Raw genomic sequence first — 20,356 nt, 5'->3', positions numbered from 1 at the left:
CGCAATGAATAACATCGGTTTAAAAGATTTTTGGAGACAAACCTATAAAACTGGCTCGCCCGTACCTTTGGTGATCAGTATTCAGGTCTGTTTATTTGTCCTCATTTATTTTTTAGATCTACTCTTCGAATTAAAAATTGTACCACAAAGCTTTTTGGAGCCTATTGTACGCCGGTTGAGTTTACCGAATAATTTCTCAGCATTTATTGCACAGCCTTGGTCATTAATCACATCGAATTTTGTTTACGTCAAGCTTCTGACCATACTTTTTGATAGTCTTTGGCTCTATTGGGTCGGTCAGATCTTTTTTACCTTCTTAAACAAGCGGCAATTTCTATTTGTCTATATCGCTTCGTGGCTGCTCGGCAGCGTTCTTTATGTGGGCTTTGGGTCACTTATTCCCGTTTCTGACAGCGTTCAGCTCATGGGCGGCTCTCTCCCGTTGGCAGCAGTATTGGCGGCAATTGTCACTTTGGTTCCCAAATATGAATTACGACTTCTGCTGATTGGTACTGTGAAACTAAAGTTGGTGGCTATCATTTATTTTGGATTGGAATTCCTTGCGCTTACCATGACTAATCGACCAGCAGCCATTTCGTATTTTGCAGTTATACTTTTTGGAATGGGATTCACTTATGCGCTAAAATCGGGGATGGACTGGTCTACAATTTTTCAGAAAAAACAAAAGAAGCCTGCAAAAATGAAAGTCGTTGTAGGTAACAATATTCCGACAAATCGGAAACATCGTTATGACTTACCCAATCAGGACGAAATCGATGCTATCTTAGATAAAATTTCTGTTTCTGGCTACGACAGTCTAACGAACCATGAAAAAGAAACGCTCTTTAGGGCAAGCAATAGTGGTGACAAGGTTGATGGATAAAAGGACATTTTTAAGAAGAAAACTGGGCTTTATAAGTAAAACAATGTTCCTGGCAAATATGCTTGCGATCGTTGCATTGCTTATGAGCTATTCGGCGACCTTCATTAATCCTAAATCTTTTTGGCCCATTGCATTTATGGGCCTGGGCTACCTTCCAATTCTTCTTATCAATATTGGATTTATCTTTTATTGGCTACTCCGCAAACGGAAAATTGCTCTTTATTCACTCGTAACAATCCTCATTGGATGGCCTTTTTTAACTAAACATTGGAACATTCGCAAAGAGAATGCCCCTGTATCCTCCGAGACACGTACCCTGCGCATCATGACCTTCAATGCTCATTTGTTCAAAAAAGTAAACGATGAGAAAAAAAACTTTAAAGCCGACGTTGTCCGAATTATTGACAGCATATCTCCCGATGTGATCTGCTTTCAGGAATATATTAGCAAGATCAAAGGAAAACATGTGTTCTCCGAAGAATTCAAGGATAAACTGGGCTATGATTATTTTTTCTTTGAGCCTAGTTCTAAAAACGATTACGAGGCTTATGGAATGGCTGTCCTGTCCCGCTTCCCAATCTATGATTCAGGTACCATCAGAGACAACGATTACGGAATCAACCGGATTAGTTATGTAGATATCAAAAAACAGGATACACTGATTCGCATCTATAATATACATCTCCGTTCTTTTGCGCTTCAAAATGAAGACAAGGAATTTATCCAAAATCTGTCCAATAATAATGAATCGGATAATTCGAGGACACGTAAATTGAGCCGCAAACTTAAGAATGCCTTCGAGCTTCGTAGCGAACAGGCGCATTCGTTAAAGAAACATATGAATGAATGTCAATATCCTTATATTGCGGTAGGTGATTTCAATGATACTCCAATGAGTTACTCGGTCAATCTAATTGGAGACGGGCTGTACAATGCATTTAAGGAGAAAGGTAATGGCTGGGGAGTAACCCATCATGCCCTGCTTCCGATATTCCAGATCGATTATATTTTTGCCAGCCAGAAATTTCAGGTGATGAACTATCAGATTGTCAAACAGAAATTGTCGGATCATTATCCTGTATGGTCTGATCTTAAACTTAAACCTTAGGCATTTGATACCCCAACGTTTTAAGACCTATTTCAATAAATTTATCTCTTCGGTTTTTGATTTTGTAATATGCTTCACGACCAAAATAATATCGACCTACCAAGGCCTCGATATCGGATTGAATTAAATCATGTAAGTTTTTTGCTTCTTTGGCTGTGACCGCGATCCGCTTTTGGCTATTAAGATATGAAATGAATAGATCAAATTCTGTTGCTGGCAAGTGATAGCCACTAATAAAATTCTCGATAGAATATGCCGGCAGATGTTTCGTGAAACGATCATAAACAAACTCTTCGATTGCATTGGAATGAAATATCTCGCGGTACTTGGCACTGGTTTCATTGGTGTCAATCGGGATAGTCACGTCCGGAAGAATACCGCCACCACCGAAGACAAGCTTTCCTTTGCTGGTTGTAAACATTTCCTTTTGGCTGAATTCGGTATCCATTGTCCATAGATCGAAGCCTGTCATGTATTTTGCCGCATCAAAATTCGCCCGTGCATATTTTCGCTGAATACATCTTCCAAGCGGTGTATAGTAGCGAGCCACAGTCAGATTGATTGCAGAACCGTCTGAAAAATCAAATTGCTCTTGCACCAAACCTTTGCCATAGGATCTGCGGCCGACAATAGTTGCCCGATCCAAATCCTGAAGAGCACCGCTCAGTATTTCGCTCGCTGATGCTGTGCTTTCATTGATCAGCACAATGACCCGGCCATCACCAAAATCTCCCGCCTTCTCAGAATAGAAATCCTGGCGCAGTTCATTTGCACCCTCGGTATACATCAACAGTCTCTTTTCTTTGAAAAATTGACCAGCCAGATCAATTGCCGTATGTACAAATCCGCCACCATTATTACGTAGGTCCAAAATAAGATCTTGAGCTCCGCTTTTTCGTAAGTCAATGAGTGACTGCCTGAATTCGTCTGCTGTCTTATGTCCAAATCTTCGAATTTTCACATAAGCCGTTTTCGGAGCGATCATATACGATGCATCTAAACTCGAAACATTTACCTGATCACGAATGACTTTTATTGGATTGCCCAATACTACTCCATTGCGTTGAATGGAGATCAATACAGCTGTTCCTTTCTTTCCGCGGATCAGTTTTTCAATTTCGGATTCGGCAACCTTTCTTCCGACAAGATCCTTATTACCGATCTTTAAAATGCGGTCGCCGATACGCATACCTGCTTTCTCAGCGGGACCAGCTGCAACCATCCCAACAACAAGTAGCGTATCTTTCAGGCGAAAGTACTCTACTCCGATACCATCAAATGTTCCCTCAAGCGTTTCCTGCTTTGCTAGCACTTGATTGGGTTTCAAAAAGGTGGAAAAAGGATCCAGGCGGGAAACAACATGCTCAATGGCTTCATCCTGCACGGTGTCTATACTGACATTGTCGACGTAATTCTCGGAAATTAATTGAATGAGATATTGTAATTTATCAGAATTGCCATTGGAGCGCAAACTTGAAAAGGTTGTTTTCTGGTTACTTCCCTGTTCCTCGGCATAATTTTGTCCCAACAGCAAGCCGAGAAGCAATACTGCAGCATATGTAGCGGCTACAAAAATATTTCGTTTAATACTTTTCTGCATGGGAAATCTTCATGAATTACCGAAGATGAGACAAACTATTCAACAATTAATTACTTTATCAAAAATAGCAAGTTTATTCGGTTAAACGAGTTTTTGAACCCATATTTTTACATTAAAAACAAAAAGTTCACGTCATTGTTTTGGTCAGGAAACAAAGCTGTCCATGATTAAAAGTCTTTATCAAAAATCATAACCAAACAGTTCGTAGGAGTGCCAAACATTTAATTTCAATACATGACAATGATCCCTATAATTTAACTTGCAAATTCGCGTAAATTTATCTTAGTTTGAATTGAAAAAGATTCCACTTTATGCACGAAATCGAACCTTATTACAATTGGCGGGACTATTACATTGCCGCTGAAGATGAACAATCCCCATTTTATGGTACAGTCTACAGCGAATTCGATTTTGACAAACAGATCTATAATTTTCTTTTGCACCCACAATGGGATGAATTCGGTTCGCTTACCTTATATCTGAAAATACTGTTTGTAGACTATGAGAAACAGTACTGTATTATCGAACTGATTGGTGAATGGAATGATGCTATCTACAATGACATCATGTTGCTCAAGCGAGAGATTATCGATGTATTGATCAGTCAAGGGATCAAGTATTTTATTCTAATTGGAGAGAATGTACTGAATTTTCATGCTTCAGACGACTCTTACTATGAGGAATGGTTTCAGGATATCGAGGACGGATGGATTGCGGGCATTGGTTTCCGTGAGCATGTTATCGAAGAATTCCAGCAGCAAAATATAGATTATTACATTAATTTCGGTGGTACATTGAACGTGATTCCCTGGCGGACGTTAAAACCGAAACAGGTTTTCCACCATGTGAATGATTCCTTGACAAAACGTCTTGGTTTTTAAAACCTGCTTATTGTGTCTTTATGCTTTAATCCTTGTTCTTTACTGTATTATCCTGTAACTTTGTGAGTGATGTATGATGTGCTTTGCACATATGCTTTTAATTTTTACGTTTTACTTATACTTACATACTATGTCATTCAGAATTGAAAAAGACACAATGGGTGAAGTTCAAGTACCTGCAGACAAATACTGGGGTGCACAAACAGAGCGTTCACGCAACAACTTTAAAATCGGACCGGCAGCTTCAATGCCACACGAAATCGTCGCAGGCTTTGCTTATTTGAAAAAAGCAGCTGCTTATGCTAACCACGAGTTGGGGGTATTACCTGTAGAGAAACGTGATGCGATCGCTACAGTATGTGATGAGATCTTGGCGGGCAAATTGGATGATCAATTTCCATTGGTTATTTGGCAAACGGGCTCGGGTACGCAATCCAATATGAATGTGAATGAGGTTGTAGCAAACCGTGCACAAGTATTGGCTGGACATAAAATCGGTGAAGGTGAACCTGTGTTAAAAGCAAATGATGATGTAAACAAATCACAATCATCTAACGATACTTTCCCTACAGGAATGCATATTGCGGCTTACAAAGCTGTTGCTGAAGTTACCATTCCAGGTGTAGAAAAATTGCGTGACACATTGGCAAAAAAAGCTGAGGAGTTTAAAAGCGTGGTTAAAATTGGCCGTACACACTTAATGGATGCTACTCCGTTGACTCTAGGTCAAGAGATTTCAGGTTATGTCGCTCAATTGAACCATGGTCTGAAAGCTTTAAGAAATACACTTTCGCATTTGTCAGAACTTGCATTGGGAGGTACTGCTGTAGGTACAGGATTAAATACACCAAACGGCTATGACGTTGTCGTTGCTAAATATATCGCTGAATTTACAGGCCTACCTTTCGTAACCGCTGAAAATAAATTTGAAGCATTGGCTGCTCACGACGCAATCGTTGAAACACACGGTGCATTGAAGCAATTGGCTGTTTCATTAAATAAAATTGCAAACGATATCCGTATGTTGGCTTCTGGCCCACGTTCAGGTATCGGTGAAATCTTGATCCCTGAAAACGAACCAGGGTCATCGATTATGCCAGGTAAAGTTAATCCAACGCAATGTGAAGCATTGACAATGGTTGCGGCGCAAGTGATGGGTAATGATGTGGCGATTACGATTGGTGGAACGCAAGGTCACTATGAACTAAACGTGTTCAAACCATTGATGGCCGCAAACTTCTTACAATCTGCTCGCCTATTGGGTGATGCTTGTGTTTCATTTGAAGAGCACTGTGCAGCTGGTATTGAACCGAACTACAAACGCATCAAAGAATTGGTAGACAACTCATTGATGTTAGTAACGGCACTGAATACAAAAATTGGTTACTACAAATCAGCAGAAATCGCGCAAACAGCACATAAAAACGGCACTACGCTTAAAGAAGAAGCGGTACGCTTAGGTTATGTGACTCCTGAAGATTTCGATGCTTGGGTAAAACCAGAAGATATGGTTGGAAGTTTAAAATAAGCTGTGACTTTTATTTCAATAAAAAATATACGAACAAAGACATACCTATTGGCAGTTGCCATAGGTATGTTTTTCTTTTTTACTGCATGCAAATTCAATTCGGATATGCAGAACGAAGGCGCTCCCTTTTTACAGGGAGAATGGGTCCAAGACAGTATTCCAGGACAACAGCAGATGATGCAGTATGCCTTGACCGATTTCAAGTTTACCTGTGATTCTGTTTACGCGACCATGCACGTCAACAATAAAGTACAAACAATCCCGGATAGCTGTTACAAAAATGGATCCTGGACAGAACATGCAAAGGGTATTTATGTTTTGCGTGGAGACTCTATCATTGTCGATGGCATTTATACCAAGGAGAATGGCAAGCAGAAAATTTCAGGCTGCTATCTTTCCGGCCAGTATATCCCCCGCTTTAAAGTCGTTTATCATGCTGCGGATTCGGTGGTACTGGAAAGCAGATTAGATCAACGTCAGATCATCTTAAGAAAGACTAAAAATATTACTTGTGTCCCTCAAAAAAGGTATCAATAATTTTTAGTACAATCTATTTATTATCTTCGTACCATTATCGTACAACCTCAACCTTAAAATACAATGAACAAAGGAATTATCGCTTTGGCATTTGGCGGACTTGCCATCGGAATGACCGAATTCACGATGATGGGTATCCTGCCTGATATTGCCAAAGATCTTCATATCGAGATCCCTACTGCCGCGCACCTGATTGCACTATACGCACTGGGTGTTGTTGTAGGTGCCCCAACATTAGTCCTATTTACGGGAAAATATCCGCCAAAGAAGGTATTACTTTTTTTAATGTTGCTCTTCTTTATTTTCAACGGCCTATTTAGTATTGCTCCAGGTCAATTTTTGATCAGTCTCTCCCGTTTTATGGCGGGGCTTCCGCATGGTGCATTTTTTGGTGTTGGATCTGTTGTTGCTGCTCGGTTGGCACCAAAGGGAAAAGAGGCCCAGGCTATATCCATTATGTTTACAGGAATGACCATTGCCAATTTGGCTGGAGTACCGCTAGGAACCTACCTCGGCCATCATTATTCATGGCGTTTGACGTATGGTATCATCAGTGTATTGGGGTTAATCACTTTTGCAGCAATTTATGCTTGGATGCCAAAAATTGAAGCTTCCAAAGGGAATAACATCTTTAGCCAACTCAACTTCTTCAACAAAAAAATTGCTTGGCTATTAATGGCTATTATCGCCATCGGTACCGGTGGACTTTTTGCCTGGATCAGTTACATCGCGCCTTTAGTGACCAATGTGTCGGGCATCGCTGCAGATCGTGTACCACTGATTATGGTCCTGATCGGTGTCGGTATGTTTTTCGGGAATCTTATTGGCGGAAAATTGGCCGATACAATCTCCCCAACCAAAGCTGCGATCGCTAGTTTTTCCGCCATGGCGCTATGCCTTGTGATGGTTTACTTTATATCGCCATTGGGCTGGACAGCTTATCCTTTGGCATTTATTACTGGACTGGTATCTTTTACTATTGGTTCGCCGACACAACTGATGTTAATCCGCGCTTCAAAAGAAGCTGCAACATTGGCTGCGGCAGGTGGCCAGGCTGCCTTTAACCTCGGCAATACCTTAGGTGCATTTTTAGGTGGAATTCCAATAACGTTGGGTTTAGCTTATAACACACCTTCGCTTGTTGGCGTGGGCATGGCGAGTATTGGCGCACTCCTAACCCTGCTGTATTTGAAAGCCTACGACAGTAAAAGTCAATAAAAACAGCATAATCAAATGGCGCGAACCAGTTATATCAGTGTACTACGTATTGTTGCGATATTCCTCGTTATCTTGATTCATTCCTCTTCGGGCTACCTAAACAGCAATGACTTTGAGTCATTCGACTGGAGTTATGCCAATTGGCTCAATAGCTTCTCGCGCTTTGCGGTACCCCTGTTTGTCATTATTTCAGGCGCTCTGCTGCTACAGAAAGATGAAAGTACGGGACAGTTTTATCGGAAACGTCTGTTAAAAATTGTCCCGCCTTTTCTTTTTTGGACGATCGTCTATCTTCTCTATTATTTTATTCGGTACATTGATTTTGACTATATTGGTTTTCCACAAGTTATTAACATTGTGTTAATTCGCTTAAAATCAGGAACGAATGCACACCTTTGGTATCTATACATGATACTTGGGCTCTACCTTGCAGTTCCTTTCATACGCAAAATTGTTGGAAACTGCAGTAAAAGGGAGCTTGAGATCTTTTTGGGATTGTGGTTTGCAGCGTTATTTTTTACGAATAAATGGTTCAATAGTTACCTACCTAATTTTGACCTGACCTTTTTCTCGGGGTATGCGGGCTACCTTGTATTGGGGCATTATTTACGTAATTATCCAATCCAAATGGTAAAATTATCAAGTTTTACATTTTTTCTGATCTGTTGTTTAATTACAGCTTCGGGGACATCGCATTTGAGTGTTTCTCGCGGAGAATTTGACCCGACACTTTACAACTATCTTTCGCCAAATATCGCATTGAGTGGAGGCTTTTTATTCATCTTCGTACAAGGTCTTAAACTCCCAGAACAGCTCAGTGCCTTCTGGGAATTTATCGACATTCACAGCTTTGGCATTTACTTATGCCATATTTTATTACTGAATTATATTCATCCTTTGCTTCAGTTGCCCACTTTGTGGAAAATCCCGGTAGCAACGGTTCTCACCCTGTTGGCGAGTGCCTTACTGACGTATCTTCTCCGAAAAGTTCCCTACGGTAAATACGTCAGCGGCTAATTCAGTTATTGGAGCTTCGTTTTACAGTTTCTCTCCTTCGACCTTATTGTACACATAGAGATGTGCATTGGGACCATCGATCTCATGGCCTTCCTGATCTAGTCCAATCAGCTTATTTTCGCCGACCTTCAATTTCATATTTGTTTCTTTCCCTGTGAGATGAACAACGGATCCGTTGTCATGCCACATGACTTTACCAGTATCCTCAACCTTGGTATTTTTATTAATATATTCACTGACGATGGCAAAGGTATTATCATTCTTTAAGGTGATATTGGTTTTGATACCTTCACAATCTGCACAGGGAATAGTAGCTTCATAGGTACCAGCCCAATCCAGTGAGTTTTGTGATGTATGGGCAGTATCTACTGCCGCAGTCTCATGTACTGAAGAATCTGCTGTAGCATGCTGGCTCTCTTTTGAAGTTTGATTGCATGCACTTAGCGAAACTGCTGCTAAGCAAAGAAATAATACGGATAATTTCATATCTGTTGTTTTTTGATGTACGACACCGTATAGCAAGCAATTTCAGCGCCAAGAAAAATCAGGTGCCCATACTGATGCTATGAAAGAAAAAAGGCTTCTTGAAGAAGCCTTTCTATTGTAAATAACCGGATTGTTTACAGTTCAAATAATCTATTGGCTACCGCAAGGGCGATAGTGCATAAAATCCTATTCAGATTAGAATGGTAGATCATCATCATCTGATGAACCAGCCAAATCTACAGGAGCAGGCATATCTGCGTAACCTGGAGAAGATGGTGCTGGAGCAGCATTACCCAATTTTGTTACACGCCATGCTACCAATGAATTGAAATAAGTTGTTACGCCATCTTTATTAGTCCAAGGACGACCACGAAGATTAAAAGATACTTCTACCTCTTCACCAATTGCTAGGTTATCAAAAATTGACGTTCTGTCTTGTGTTGATTCAAAACGGATATACTCAACAAATTGTGGGTTTTCGGCATAAGCTACAATCATATCACGTTTTTTGAATGATTCTGTCACTTGTTGTGTCGCTCCTATCTCGTGTACTTTTCCTCTAATTTCCATAATCAAAAAAATAAATATTAAAGCGTAAAATTAAGCAATTTTTGAGGAAGAGTTTAATTAACTTTGTACAAAATATGATGGAAGTTTTCAACACCCCCAATAAAGTTATTATAACGTGCAATAAGCGCTTATCACCTTATTTGCAACAGGAAGTTAAAGAGTTAGGTTTTGACATTGTCAGGGCATTTCCTACAGGAGTAGAATTAAAGGTCAGTATAAACGATACGATCAAGCTCAATCTGAACCTGCGCACAGCATCTCAGATTTTGTATTCGTTAAAAGAGTTTACGGCCAATAATCCGACGGAGCTCTATGAAGAATTGAGTCAAATCGCATGGGAAGAACTCATTCAATTTGACGGATACTTCTCTGTCAGCTCCAATGTAGACAATGAGACAATCAGCACACCATTATTTGCAAACGTCAAAGTTAAGGATGCAATCGTGGACCGTATCAAGGAAAAAAAGGGTATGCGCCCTAATTCAGGCCCAGACAATAATAAAGCGGTTGTGCACTTGTACTGGAAAGATGACCGTGCTGAAATTTTTCTCGATACCTCAGGTGAAACATTAGCGAAACATGGCTACCGGAAGATCCCAGGAAAAGCGCCAATGTTGGAAGCCCTGGCAGCCTCTACTATTATTGCGTCCAAATGGGATGGTAATTCTCCTTTTGTGAACCCGATGTGTGGATCCGGAACCTTAGCTATCGAGGCAGCTCTGATTGCAACAAACAGAAAACCTGGATTATTACGCATGAACTATTCATTTATGCATTTCATTGGTTATGATGAAACAGTTTTCTTCCAGGAGCGTCGCGTACTTAAAGATCAGATCAATAAAAAAGCGGCTCCGCAAATTATCGCAAGTGATATCTCGGAAGAGGCTATCAACGTCTCCAAGATGAACGCAAGAACTGCTGGTGTAGAGCAATTAATTTCATTTGAAGTATGCGATTTTGCCGAAACACACGTTCCTAAAGAAGGAGGTGTCATTTTATTCAATCCTGAATATGGTGAACGTTTGGGCACACACAGCAAGCTAGAAATTACCTATAAGCGTATGGGAGATTTCATGAAACAGGAATGCAAAGGTTATAGAGGCTATATATTTACTGGAAATCCAGATCTGGCAAAGAAAATCGGGTTGCGCGCATCCCGACGTATAGAATTTTATAATGGTAAATTAGATTGTAGATTATTAGAATACGAATTATACGAGGGTACTCGCGAAAAAACAAAAGTATTGTATGAATAACATTATTGAGCGCACAGTAGCATTTGTGCAAGACCGGTTGAAATTTGCAGAAGCAGGCCACGATTGGTCGCATATTCAACGCGTATGGAACAATACGAAGTTAATTTTAGAAGATGAAGAAGCAGATGTTATGGTGTGCGAATTGGCAGCGCTATTACATGACATCGCTGACAGTAAATTCCATGATGGCGACGAAACAATAGGCCCTCGTGTTGCCGGAGAGTTTTTGGCAAGTCTAGAAATTTCGCCTGAGATCATCGACCATGTCAAGAAAATCATCTTCAACATGTCTTTCAAAGCAAGTTTAGGTGAAGTTTCATTCCATTCAAAAGAGATGGAGATCGTGCAAGATGCTGACCGTCTAGATGCTATTGGCGCAATAGGTATTGCCCGCGCGTTTAGCTTTGGCGGAAACAAAGGCCGTGAGATGTATAATCCCAACGTTCCTGTTCAGGAATATAAGGATAAGGAAGCGTACAAGCATTCGGAAGCTCCTACAATCAATCACTTCTACGAAAAGCTACTATTGTTAAAGAATAAGATGAATACAGAAGCAGCGAAAAGAATCGCAGCGCATCGCCATGATTATATGCTCAGCTTCCTAGATGAGTTCATGGCCGAATGGAACGGTAAAAAATAAATTACACTTAACAATTCCTAAATATAAAAGTGGTACTTTAGATCTTGTACATCGAGATAAAAAGTACCACTTTTTTTGTCTTATGTAAAATCAGCTTTTAAACAGATTTGTAAGAAATGATCCTATCATTAGGGGTCGATTTTTTACCATAAACATCTTAATCGGTAATATAAATGCCCAAAAAGAGAAATAGAATAGGAATAAATCAACGAGTGAAACGTGCAAATTATGCCGTTGAAAACAAACACTCATACATAATTATCACATGAAAAAACATATTTTTAGCTGTCTGACACTAGCCATGGTGATCTCATCTTCGGCATTATTTGCACAAACTAAAGCCATTGCGCATCGTGGCGTATGGAAAAACAGCCATCTTCCGCAAAATTCTATTGCTTCTTTAACAGCAGCCCACGACCTTAAGCTCTTCGGATCCGAATTTGATGTGCATTTGACCAAAGATAATATTCTTGTGGTCAACCACGATAATGATTTCTATGGTATCGATATTGCCACAGCAACGTACAAGGAGCTCTTAGAAAAGAAGCATCCTAACGGTGAATCTATTCCCACCTTGGAAGAATATCTTAACGCTGGAAAAAAATTGAAAGGTTTACGTCTTATCCTTGAATTGAAAATCAATAAACTCGGCGTAGAGCGTACACTTGAAGCGACAGCAAAAACGGTGGAAATGGTTAAAAACTTAAAGGCAGAGAAAGTCACTGATTATATTTCCTTTAGCTTTGAGGCTTGTCAGAAGATTCACGAACTGGCGCCTAAGGCCAATATTCAATACCTCACAGGTGACAAAACTCCTGCTGAGGTGAAGGCTGCGGGAATAAATGGTTTGGATTATCACTTTTCGGTTTTCAAAAAGAATGCGACATGGCTGAAAGATGCACATCAACTTGGCATGAAAGTGAATGCGTGGACAGTAAACACAGAAGAGGAAATGACCAATCTAATTAATCAGAAAATTGATTTTATTACAACTGACGAACCTGAATTGTTGCTCCGTGTGTTAAAGAAATAACAATACCGTTGAAATAGTCATGGTTCCTAATCAGTTGACCACTTATCAGGCCGACTTGATGAGCGTGACCGTTTCAGTACCTTTTTAAAAACTAGATTCTAAATGAAAAAAAGTATTATTCTCGCTTTAGCGCTCTGTCTATCCTTTCTGTCTTATGCACAGGAATTTATTGCAGCCAGCTATAATATCCGTCAAAGAAATACCGTCGATGTTGACAACATGTGGAACGACCGTAAAGTTCCGCTAACCAATCTGATTAAATACCATGGCTTTGATATCTTTGGTATCCAAGAAGGTTTTTTTGATCAGGTTCAAGATCTTAAAAAGCTCCTTCCTGGATTTGATTACGTGGGTGTTGGTCGCGACGATGGTGCACAAGAGGGCGAGCACTCGGCTATTTATTACAATACAAATCGCTTTAAAGCAATAAAGAGCGGAACTTTCTGGCTTTCAGCAACAGATACCGAACACCCGAATAAAGGCTGGGATGCAGCACTACCGCGGATCTGTACCTGGGGTATTTTTGAAGACAAGGCCAACAAAAAACGCTTCATCTTCATGAACACGCACTTTGACCATATCGGCCGTACTGCACGCACCGAGAGTGCCAAGTTGATTCTAGAAAAAGCAAAAGAGTTTGCCAAAGACCTACCTTTGATTTTAACCGGCGACTTCAATGTGGATGAAAAAGATGAGGCTTATTTCACATTAGCCAATAGCAAAGTAGTCACTGACGTACATGAACTGGCAACATTCAAATATGAACCCAATTCTTCCTTCAATGGCTGGGGCAAAAGCATCAGACCAACAGGCCGCATTGATCATATTTTTATTACCAAACCTTTCCAGGTTAAAAAATATGGTATCCTGACGGACACGTATATGAATAAATTCCCCTCAGATCACTTTCCAGTAGCAACGACGCTCTCCTGGAAATAATATCAGGTTAATTACAACAACCCTATAACACAAACAGCAGGTTCGCTTAGAATCTGCTGTTTTATTTTTTGGGACAGCTTTTTATTTACACCGCATCAGGGATAGCGATTCAGCACGCTGTAGCGCATCTGCTACGATTCTTGACAATAGCTATGGTTCCTAGCAATTGCTTTAAACTTTCACATAAATTAACAGTCGATATGTTTAATTTTGACAGCAAAACAATAACATGATGAAATTTCCACTATTATATTGCACACTATTTGTCTCAGGACTACTTTATTCCAATGCAAGTGAAGCGCAGATTTTTAAGAAAATCAGTGAAACATTGACAAAAGCAAATCAGGGCCAGACGGACAGTACTAAAACGACCACAACATCAAATACTAAAGCAACAGCATCCAAATCCAATACCTTGACGTCTTTATCCAACAAAGATGCTTCATTGGGGATCAAACAGGCTTTAAGCAATGGTTTAAATCTGAGTATCGAATCTTTAGCCAAGAAGGATGGCTTTTTGGGTGATGCGGCAGTAAAGATTTTGATGCCTGCCGAAGCACAGAAAGTAGAAAAAACGCTTCGCGCTGTCGGTATGGGAAAATTATGCGATCAGTTTATACAGAGCATGAACAGAGCTGCTGAGGGAGCCGTTAAAGAGGCTGCCCCCGTATTTGTCAATGCACTTTCAAAGATGACAATTACAGATGCGACCAATATTCTTCTAGGCAGCAAAGAAGACGCCGCGACAACGTTTTTTAAAACAAATACATCGACAGAGTTAACGAACAAATTTAGTCCAGTTATCAAATCTGCCATGGGTACAAACAATGTGGACCAGTATTGGACACAATTGACCTCAGCTTATAACAACCTTCCATTAGGCAATAAAGTGGAGACAAATCTTACTGCCTACGTTACGCAGAAAGCAATAGACGGTCTTTTCATCAAAGTTGCCGACCAAGAGTCAAAAATTAGACAGAACATAGGCGGCAGTAGAAATACCAATATTTTACAGAAAGTATTTGGTTACGCAGACGAAAAGAAATAGAGAACGATACACTTAAAAAAGGACCTGTCAACGATTTGATAGGTCCTTTTTTTTTATGTGGGATCATCCAAGATTTCTGCTCACATAGCTATGGGTAAAACTTTACTGTTCAAAAGCGTTACAGCACATTGTATGTAGCAATAAATTATAGATAACAATACATTCCTTTCAGCGGGAATTAGGGTCGTATCCCCTCCTATGAGTTTCAGTTATTGTCAGTTTGTTAACAAATAGAATTAAACCTATGGAGTAGGGACAAATTGTTTGTAAATGCAACCAAATTAAATTGCAAATAAAAAGCAATTTATCTAAGTTTGACCACCCTTATCACATTAAGGCTATTAGAAAATGAGCACATTTGAGATCAACAACATAAGTGATTTTTCGGTATCCGAAAGATTTCAACGCTATGTACAGATTGACACACAATCTGATGCAAATTCACCAACATGTCCTTCTACGGAAAAGCAAAAGAACCTTGGAAAGTTACTTGTAGCGGAGTTGCTAGCATTGGGTATTTCGGACGCGGCAATGGATGAAAATGGATATATCTATGCAACTATTCCATCCAATACTGCAAAGCGAGTTCCTGTTATCTGCTTCTGTTCTCATATGGATACATCTCCGGACTCTTCTGGAAAAGATGTTAAACCACTGGTTCATCCTAATTATCAGGGCCAGGATCTTATGCTTCCTGACGACAAGAGTATTATCATCAAATACGCCGAACATCCCGATCTAGCCAATCAAATTGGCCATGATATCATTACAGCGAGTGGCACCACTTTGTTGGGTGCAGATGACAAAGCAGGTGTGGCTGAAATCATGGATGCTGCCCGTTTATTAATGAAACATCCTGAAATCAAACATGGTGATATCAAAATTCTTTTCACACCAGATGAGGAGATTGGTAGAGGTGTTGATAAAGCAGATTTGAAACGTTTAGCAGCAGATTTTGCTTATACAATGGATGGCGAAAGAGCCGGAACCATTGAGGATGAAACATTTTCAGCGGATGGAGCTACATTAACTATTCATGGAGTATCCGTACATCCGGGCTTTGCTAAGGGTAAAATGCAAAGTGCCATCAAAATCGCCAGTGCGGTAATTGATGCACTACCACAAGATCGACTTTCACCTGAAAGCACCAACAAAAAAGACGGCTTTGTACACCCTGTTCATATCAGTGGATCTGTGGAAAAAGCTGAAATTCAATTTATCGTACGCGACCACGTTACAGCCAATCTAAAGAAACATGAAGATGAACTGGAAGGCATCGCAAAATCGATTGTGGAACAATATCCAAACTGCACCTATACTTTTGTCGTAAAAGAACAATACCGTAATATGAAAGAGGTGCTGGATCAGCATCCTGAAATTATGGAAATCGGTATGGAAGCCATCAACCGTGCAGGAATGGTGGCCGAAAGAAGAAGTATCCGCGGTGGAACAGATGGCTCCCGTCTTTCGTTTATGGGCTTACCTTGTCCAAATATTTTTGCTGGAGGGCATGCTTTCCACGGAAAACAAGAGTGGGTAGCTGTACAAGATATGGAAAAAGCCGTCAAAACAATTTTGCATGTTGTATCTTTATGGGAAGAAAAAGCATAAAGGAAAAATAAATTATAATGAAAAACGACGTATTAAAAGCAATACACTACAGAAGATCCGTATTTCAAGCTTCCTTTACTGAAGAAGAAGTCAGTAAAGAAGATATCTTGAGTATCTTGGAAGCGGCCAATGCTGCTCCAACACACAAAAGAACACAACCTTGGCGTTTTGTGATCTTCCGCAAAGAGGGATTAGAACGTTTAGGCACCGAATTATCACGTATCTACAAGTCAGTAACACCTACAGAGAAATATACTGAAGCAACTGAAATAACAATGGGCAAAAAAGCAACACAGTCAAACGTTGCCATTGCGATTGTTGTCAATTATACGGGCGAAGTTCCTGAATGGGAAGAATTGGCTTGTACGGCTGCTGCTGTTGAAAACATGTGGTTGGCTGCACACTCGCTAAATATCGGTGGATACTGGGCGACTCCAGGTTTAATCAATCACTTGGGTGGTTTCTTAAATCTCGAAGAAAATCAAAAATGTATTGGTCTATTCTACTTAGGACACCACCAATCTGAGGCGCGTGAACCTATCCGTACACCCATTGCAGATAAAATTCGTTGGGAAGAGTAAATCCTCTCATCTTTATACACAGAGCGGGCGGCTCGGATTCTTCCGAGTCGCCCGCTCTGTGTATAGGTTAATTAATTATACGCAATAGGCAACCTAAATCCATTTTTATTAAATATTTAATAATGAGCCCTTAACCATTTAACAATCTTGCAGGGATAATTTCGCAACATACTTGTGACAGACACTAATCAACTAAAAAGTGAAATTATTATGCAAAGACAGATCATTTGGTTAATCTCATTAACCATCATTACATTTTTTCAAATTCCAACCAACAGCTGGGCTCAGGGTACTGAAGCAACCATTACAGGCCGTATCATGGACAACAATGGCCCTGTAAAAGGAACGTCCGTATCAGTAAAAAATGAATCTACCGGGTTTAAACAAACAACACTGACGAACCAAAACGGTATCTATACCTTTCCACAATTACCTTTAGGCTCGCCATACAGCATATCGGTAAACCATGTTGGCTATGCAGAACAAAAAAAGACCGACTATAAATTAAGCTATGGTGACGAGCTCAATGTGGATTTCACCTTATCATCAGCTGAAAATAAATTGGATGAAGTGATCGTTCAAGGAACTGCAGCTGATTTAAAAAACAAGATCAAGACATTGGGGGCATCTACAGCTATTACGGCTAATGATCTCAAAAAAATGCCTGTAAATGGACGTAATTTCTCCTCGCTAATTGATTTATCACCTGTCAGCAGTGGAACAAATCTAGCTGGACAACGAGCATCTTCGACCAATTTTACAGTAGACGGCATGAATTCACGCAGTACAGTTGCTGGCGGGAACAGTGGTGGGGCCTATTCAATCTCCATGGAAGCGATTCGCGAATTCAAGGTAGTGACCAACGACTACGATGTTACGTTCGGCCGCAGCGGTGGCGGGAGTATTACCACAGTAACCAAATCAGGTACAAATACTTTAACAGGAAGTGCGTTCACTTTTGCACGCGCGGGATGGCTTTCGAGCAAGTACAACCTTAATGGAACGGCACGTAAACAAAAATTCTCCACCTATCAATATGGATTCTCACTTGGTGGGCCAATCATCAAGGACAAAGCCCATTTCTTTGTAACCTGGGACCGACAGATGGATACCCGCCCACTTCAGATCGCTGATATTCAAACAACGGAAGATATTGCACGTTACAAAGTAACGCAGACTACTTTAGATGAATTTACCCACATTGCTGTGGGCAAATATGGCGCTAGCGCCGATCGTCTGTTTGGCTCTTTCGACAAAAAGAAAAAGACCGATGCTGCCTTTGCCCGCATTGACTGGCAATTGAACGATAAAAACCTATTGACAATTCGTAACAACTTTGTCTACGATATGGACAATCAACAGGAAGGAGACAATACAGGGATCAATGCTTTTGAATCCTATACCAACAGAAGGTACATAAACAATAGCCTAATGGCCTCCTTGCGTACGTCTATCAACTCCAAACTGACCAACGACTTGAAAGTACAACATTTCTATGAACGTTCAGAAGCACAACATAATGTTGCTGGATTTGATCAATCACACAGTATTCCGCGTGCGATCGTCGAATCCGTTCAATCTGTAGACGGTACAAATAAATATACCAATTCAATACAGCTTGGTGGTCAGCGTTATGCGCCAGAATGGTTTAATGGAAATATGTTACAATTGGTCAACAACCTATATTATAATACAGATAAAATCAAATATACCTTTGGTGCAGATGTCATGTATACCAACATGGACTTCCGCTACGGCAGCGAAATGAATGGCCGTTTTTATTTTACCGGTTTACAAAATTTCGACAACCTGACTCCTTATCGCTATGCCCGTGATGTATATATGACCGACAAAGAAAACACCTTGGTCAACAATCTGGCTGTAGGTCTTTATGGACAGATGGAAGCTAAAATCGCAAGAGGTCTTGATGTTGTCGGCGGCCTACGTCTGGACAACACGAAATACCTAAAGAAGGCAACATTCAACCAAACGGTCTATGACGAACTGGGTCTCTCGACCGATAATGGGATCAATACTTTTCAGATACAGCCGCGTGTGCAGTTCAACTGGGATATCAATGAAGAAAAGAAAAATATCATCCGTTTTGGCGCTGGTATATTCGGTTCGGCCCTCAACCCCTATTCTATGTTAAACAATATGTTGTTTGATGGTTCACGCATTGCCGGTGTAGATATTACTGACCCGACCTTAATTCCCAAGCCAAATTTTGCAGGATATCGCAAGGATCCCGATACAGCTCCGGGACGTGAATTGTTGGACAACCCAAAGATCGAAAAACTTGTCACCATCAATACCAATAGCAAGGATGTGAAAGTGCCGACGGTATATAAAGCCAATATTTCCATCAATCACTTTTTCACACCTTCGTTACGTATCGGGTTAAGTGCTTACGGAACTTGGGGACGCAACAATTATATGTATGTAGATCGCAATATGGTGGAGGACCCTTACTTTAGGTTGACTGCCGAAGGTAACCGTGGGGTGTATGTTCCAGCATCGAGCATCAACACGACAAATGGTGCCGCCAACTGGACCAATAGCCGTAAAACCAAACAAATAGGCCGCGTACTGGAAATGAACAGCGAAGGGAAAAACAATTCTTACACCGTTGTACTGGACGGAACTTATCGTTATTATAAAGACGGTCAGATCACGATGTCTTACACCTGGAACGATACCAAAGACAATACCTCCTATAACGGTAATGTTGCCAACTCTGCCACTCTTTCCCTAATGGTCAAAGATGATCCACGCGACTTGAGTACGATGACATATTCGGACAATCAATTCCGCCATAAAGTCGTCTTTTATGGTACCATGCCATCGTTATGGGGTGTATCTATGGGTTTACGTTTCAGCGGAATTGCAGGAACACGCTATTCTTTAGCGGTCAATGGTAATGTCAACGGTGATTTTGTAAATTCCAACGATCTTGCCTTCGTATACGATCCAAATAACAAAAACACACCCGATTACATCAAAACCGGCATTCAAGCTATTTTAGATGATCCAAATGCAGAGCAGAGCATCAAAAAATACATCAATGGAAACCTCGACCGCATAGCTGAACGTAACGGTGGCATCAACGGTTTTTACGGCGTATTTGACTTGCACTTGGCCAAAAATCTAAAAGTTTACAAGAAACATGGCATTGAAGCTTCGATAGACATTTTCAATGTAGCCAACCTTTTGAAAAAAACTTGGGGTGTAGGACACAATCTGGGTAAACAGAATCTATATGCCATCAAAAGCTTCGATGCAGCGAATCAACAATATGTTTACAATATGAGTTCAGGCGTTGGCGTATCTAACTTAAATGGTAATCCTTATCAAGTACAATTGGGTCTGAGATATGCATTTTAAGTAATTCAGACCATATAAAAAAGCAGCGAGCCATTT

At 40.4% G+C, this 20,356-nt stretch carries 18 protein-coding genes; 15 read left to right on the top strand and 3 right to left on the bottom strand.

The genetic code is table 11. The annotated features are described in order from the left end of the window. Nucleotides 1-4: 4 nt before the first annotated feature. Both HS960_RS22615 and HS960_RS22610 read left to right on the top strand, forming a co-directional pair. Complete coding sequence (locus tag HS960_RS22615; RefSeq protein ID WP_182330671.1) at nt 5-883, top strand: rhomboid family intramembrane serine protease; 879 nt, start codon at nt 5-7, stop codon at nt 881-883. Continuing rightward, the gene (locus tag HS960_RS22610) at nt 828-1,991 is read left to right on the top strand and encodes an endonuclease/exonuclease/phosphatase family protein (RefSeq protein WP_227550057.1); all 1,164 of its coding nucleotides are present in this window, start codon (nt 828-830) and stop codon (nt 1,989-1,991) included. Before HS960_RS22615 ends, HS960_RS22610 begins: the two co-directional genes overlap by 56 nt. Here HS960_RS22610 and HS960_RS22605 read toward each other — a convergent pair. Further along, a complete protein-coding gene (locus HS960_RS22605; protein ID WP_075994410.1) occupies nt 1,981-3,591 on the bottom strand; it encodes a S41 family peptidase in 1,611 nt (536 codons plus the stop codon). The genes HS960_RS22610 and HS960_RS22605 overlap by 11 nt on opposite strands. 311 nt (nt 3,592-3,902) lie before the next feature. On the opposite strand from HS960_RS22605, the gene HS960_RS22600 reads away from it, so the two are divergent. The 5 genes from HS960_RS22600 (at nt 3,903) to HS960_RS22580 (ending at nt 8,772) form a co-directional block, all read left to right on the top strand. Continuing rightward, entirely contained in the window at nt 3,903-4,472 is a 570-nt protein-coding gene (locus HS960_RS22600) for a hypothetical protein (RefSeq protein WP_075994411.1), read from the top strand. A gap of 130 nt (nt 4,473-4,602) precedes the next feature. After that, entirely contained in the window at nt 4,603-6,000 is a 1,398-nt protein-coding gene (fumC, locus tag HS960_RS22595) for a class II fumarate hydratase (RefSeq protein ID WP_088163154.1), read from the top strand. A 105-nt stretch (nt 6,001-6,105) separates the two neighbouring features. Then, nucleotides 6,106-6,537, top strand: coding sequence for a fumarate hydratase (locus HS960_RS22590; protein ID WP_228280109.1), 432 nt, complete (start codon nt 6,106-6,108; stop codon nt 6,535-6,537). A 63-nt stretch (nt 6,538-6,600) separates the two neighbouring features. Then, on the top strand, nt 6,601-7,755 hold the full coding sequence (locus HS960_RS22585) for an MFS transporter (protein ID WP_075994414.1): 1,155 nt from the start codon (nt 6,601-6,603) through the stop codon (nt 7,753-7,755). 15 nt (nt 7,756-7,770) lie between these two features. Then, complete coding sequence (locus tag HS960_RS22580; protein WP_182330669.1) at nt 7,771-8,772, top strand: acyltransferase; 1,002 nt, start codon at nt 7,771-7,773, stop codon at nt 8,770-8,772. Nucleotides 8,773-8,793: 21 nt separating this feature from the next. On the opposite strand, the gene HS960_RS22575 is transcribed toward HS960_RS22580, so the two are convergent. Together HS960_RS22575 and HS960_RS22570 are read right to left on the bottom strand one after the other, a co-directional pair. Then, nucleotides 8,794-9,258 (bottom strand): copper resistance protein NlpE, encoded by a 465-nt coding sequence (locus HS960_RS22575; RefSeq protein ID WP_182330668.1) that lies wholly within the window; start codon nt 9,256-9,258, stop codon nt 8,794-8,796. 195 nt (nt 9,259-9,453) lie between these two features. Continuing rightward, nucleotides 9,454-9,828, bottom strand: coding sequence for a DUF3127 domain-containing protein (locus HS960_RS22570; protein WP_075994416.1), 375 nt, complete (start codon nt 9,826-9,828; stop codon nt 9,454-9,456). A 77-nt stretch (nt 9,829-9,905) separates the two neighbouring features. Here HS960_RS22570 and HS960_RS22565 point away from each other — a divergent pair, with 77 nt between their 5' ends. The 8 genes from HS960_RS22565 (at nt 9,906) to HS960_RS22530 (ending at nt 20,320) form a co-directional block, all read left to right on the top strand. Then, the gene (locus tag HS960_RS22565; protein ID WP_153844545.1) at nt 9,906-11,084 is read left to right on the top strand and encodes a THUMP domain-containing class I SAM-dependent RNA methyltransferase; all 1,179 of its coding nucleotides are present in this window, start codon (nt 9,906-9,908) and stop codon (nt 11,082-11,084) included. Beyond that, nucleotides 11,077-11,724: an HD domain-containing protein gene (locus HS960_RS22560; protein ID WP_088163158.1), complete on the top strand. Its 648-nt coding sequence runs from the start codon at nt 11,077-11,079 to the stop codon at nt 11,722-11,724. The genes HS960_RS22565 and HS960_RS22560 overlap by 8 nt, the downstream gene beginning before the upstream one ends. Nucleotides 11,725-11,989: 265 nt before the next feature. Beyond that, entirely contained in the window at nt 11,990-12,757 is a 768-nt protein-coding gene (locus HS960_RS22555) for a glycerophosphodiester phosphodiesterase (RefSeq protein WP_182330667.1), read from the top strand. Nucleotides 12,758-12,859: 102 nt separating this feature from the next. After that, nucleotides 12,860-13,696, top strand: coding sequence for an endonuclease/exonuclease/phosphatase family protein (locus HS960_RS22550; RefSeq protein WP_075994419.1), 837 nt, complete (start codon nt 12,860-12,862; stop codon nt 13,694-13,696). Between the two features lie 229 nt (nt 13,697-13,925). Next, nucleotides 13,926-14,744: a DUF4197 domain-containing protein gene (locus tag HS960_RS22545; RefSeq protein WP_227550059.1), complete on the top strand. Its 819-nt coding sequence runs from the start codon at nt 13,926-13,928 to the stop codon at nt 14,742-14,744. 348 nt (nt 14,745-15,092) lie between these two features. After that, complete coding sequence (pepT, locus tag HS960_RS22540; RefSeq protein WP_182330666.1) at nt 15,093-16,355, top strand: peptidase T; 1,263 nt, start codon at nt 15,093-15,095, stop codon at nt 16,353-16,355. A 17-nt stretch (nt 16,356-16,372) separates the two neighbouring features. Further along, entirely contained in the window at nt 16,373-16,936 is a 564-nt protein-coding gene (locus tag HS960_RS22535; protein WP_227550060.1) for a nitroreductase family protein, read from the top strand. A 210-nt stretch (nt 16,937-17,146) separates the two neighbouring features. After that, nucleotides 17,147-20,320: a TonB-dependent receptor gene (locus tag HS960_RS22530; RefSeq protein ID WP_182330665.1), complete on the top strand. Its 3,174-nt coding sequence runs from the start codon at nt 17,147-17,149 to the stop codon at nt 20,318-20,320. Nucleotides 20,321-20,356: the final 36 nt, after the last annotated feature.

Source organism: Sphingobacterium paramultivorum, assembly GCF_014109745.1.
Taxonomy (GTDB): domain Bacteria; phylum Bacteroidota; class Bacteroidia; order Sphingobacteriales; family Sphingobacteriaceae; genus Sphingobacterium; species Sphingobacterium paramultivorum.
The sequence above is the reverse complement of the archived record's forward strand: the minus strand, read 5'-3'. Positions and strand labels throughout refer to the sequence as shown.

Excerpts from the sequence above, each read along its gene's own strand:
- HS960_RS22555 (WP_182330667.1), top strand. The coding sequence starts at position 11,990 with ATGAAAAAACATATTTTTAGCTGTCTGACACTAGCCATGGTGATCTCA.
- HS960_RS22560 (WP_088163158.1), top strand. The coding sequence starts at position 11,077 with ATGAATAACATTATTGAGCGCACAGTAGCATTTGTGCAAGACCGGTTG.
- HS960_RS22585 (WP_075994414.1), top strand. The coding sequence starts at position 6,601 with ATGAACAAAGGAATTATCGCTTTGGCATTTGGCGGACTTGCCATCGGA.
- HS960_RS22605 (WP_075994410.1), bottom strand. The coding sequence starts at position 3,591 with ATGCAGAAAAGTATTAAACGAAATATTTTTGTAGCCGCTACATATGCT.
- HS960_RS22530 (WP_182330665.1), top strand. The coding sequence starts at position 17,147 with ATGCAAAGACAGATCATTTGGTTAATCTCATTAACCATCATTACATTT.
- HS960_RS22590 (WP_228280109.1), top strand. The coding sequence starts at position 6,106 with ATGCAGAACGAAGGCGCTCCCTTTTTACAGGGAGAATGGGTCCAAGAC.
- HS960_RS22570 (WP_075994416.1), bottom strand. The coding sequence starts at position 9,828 with ATGGAAATTAGAGGAAAAGTACACGAGATAGGAGCGACACAACAAGTG.
- pepT (WP_182330666.1), top strand. The coding sequence starts at position 15,093 with ATGAGCACATTTGAGATCAACAACATAAGTGATTTTTCGGTATCCGAA.
- HS960_RS22535 (WP_227550060.1), top strand. The coding sequence starts at position 16,373 with ATGAAAAACGACGTATTAAAAGCAATACACTACAGAAGATCCGTATTT.
- HS960_RS22550 (WP_075994419.1), top strand. The coding sequence starts at position 12,860 with ATGAAAAAAAGTATTATTCTCGCTTTAGCGCTCTGTCTATCCTTTCTG.
- HS960_RS22610 (WP_227550057.1), top strand. The coding sequence starts at position 828 with ATGAAAAAGAAACGCTCTTTAGGGCAAGCAATAGTGGTGACAAGGTTG.
- HS960_RS22580 (WP_182330669.1), top strand. The coding sequence starts at position 7,771 with ATGGCGCGAACCAGTTATATCAGTGTACTACGTATTGTTGCGATATTC.
- HS960_RS22575 (WP_182330668.1), bottom strand. The coding sequence starts at position 9,258 with ATGAAATTATCCGTATTATTTCTTTGCTTAGCAGCAGTTTCGCTAAGT.
- HS960_RS22565 (WP_153844545.1), top strand. The coding sequence starts at position 9,906 with ATGGAAGTTTTCAACACCCCCAATAAAGTTATTATAACGTGCAATAAG.
- HS960_RS22615 (WP_182330671.1), top strand. The coding sequence starts at position 5 with ATGAATAACATCGGTTTAAAAGATTTTTGGAGACAAACCTATAAAACT.
- HS960_RS22545 (WP_227550059.1), top strand. The coding sequence starts at position 13,926 with ATGATGAAATTTCCACTATTATATTGCACACTATTTGTCTCAGGACTA.
- HS960_RS22600 (WP_075994411.1), top strand. The coding sequence starts at position 3,903 with ATGCACGAAATCGAACCTTATTACAATTGGCGGGACTATTACATTGCC.
- fumC (WP_088163154.1), top strand. The coding sequence starts at position 4,603 with ATGTCATTCAGAATTGAAAAAGACACAATGGGTGAAGTTCAAGTACCT.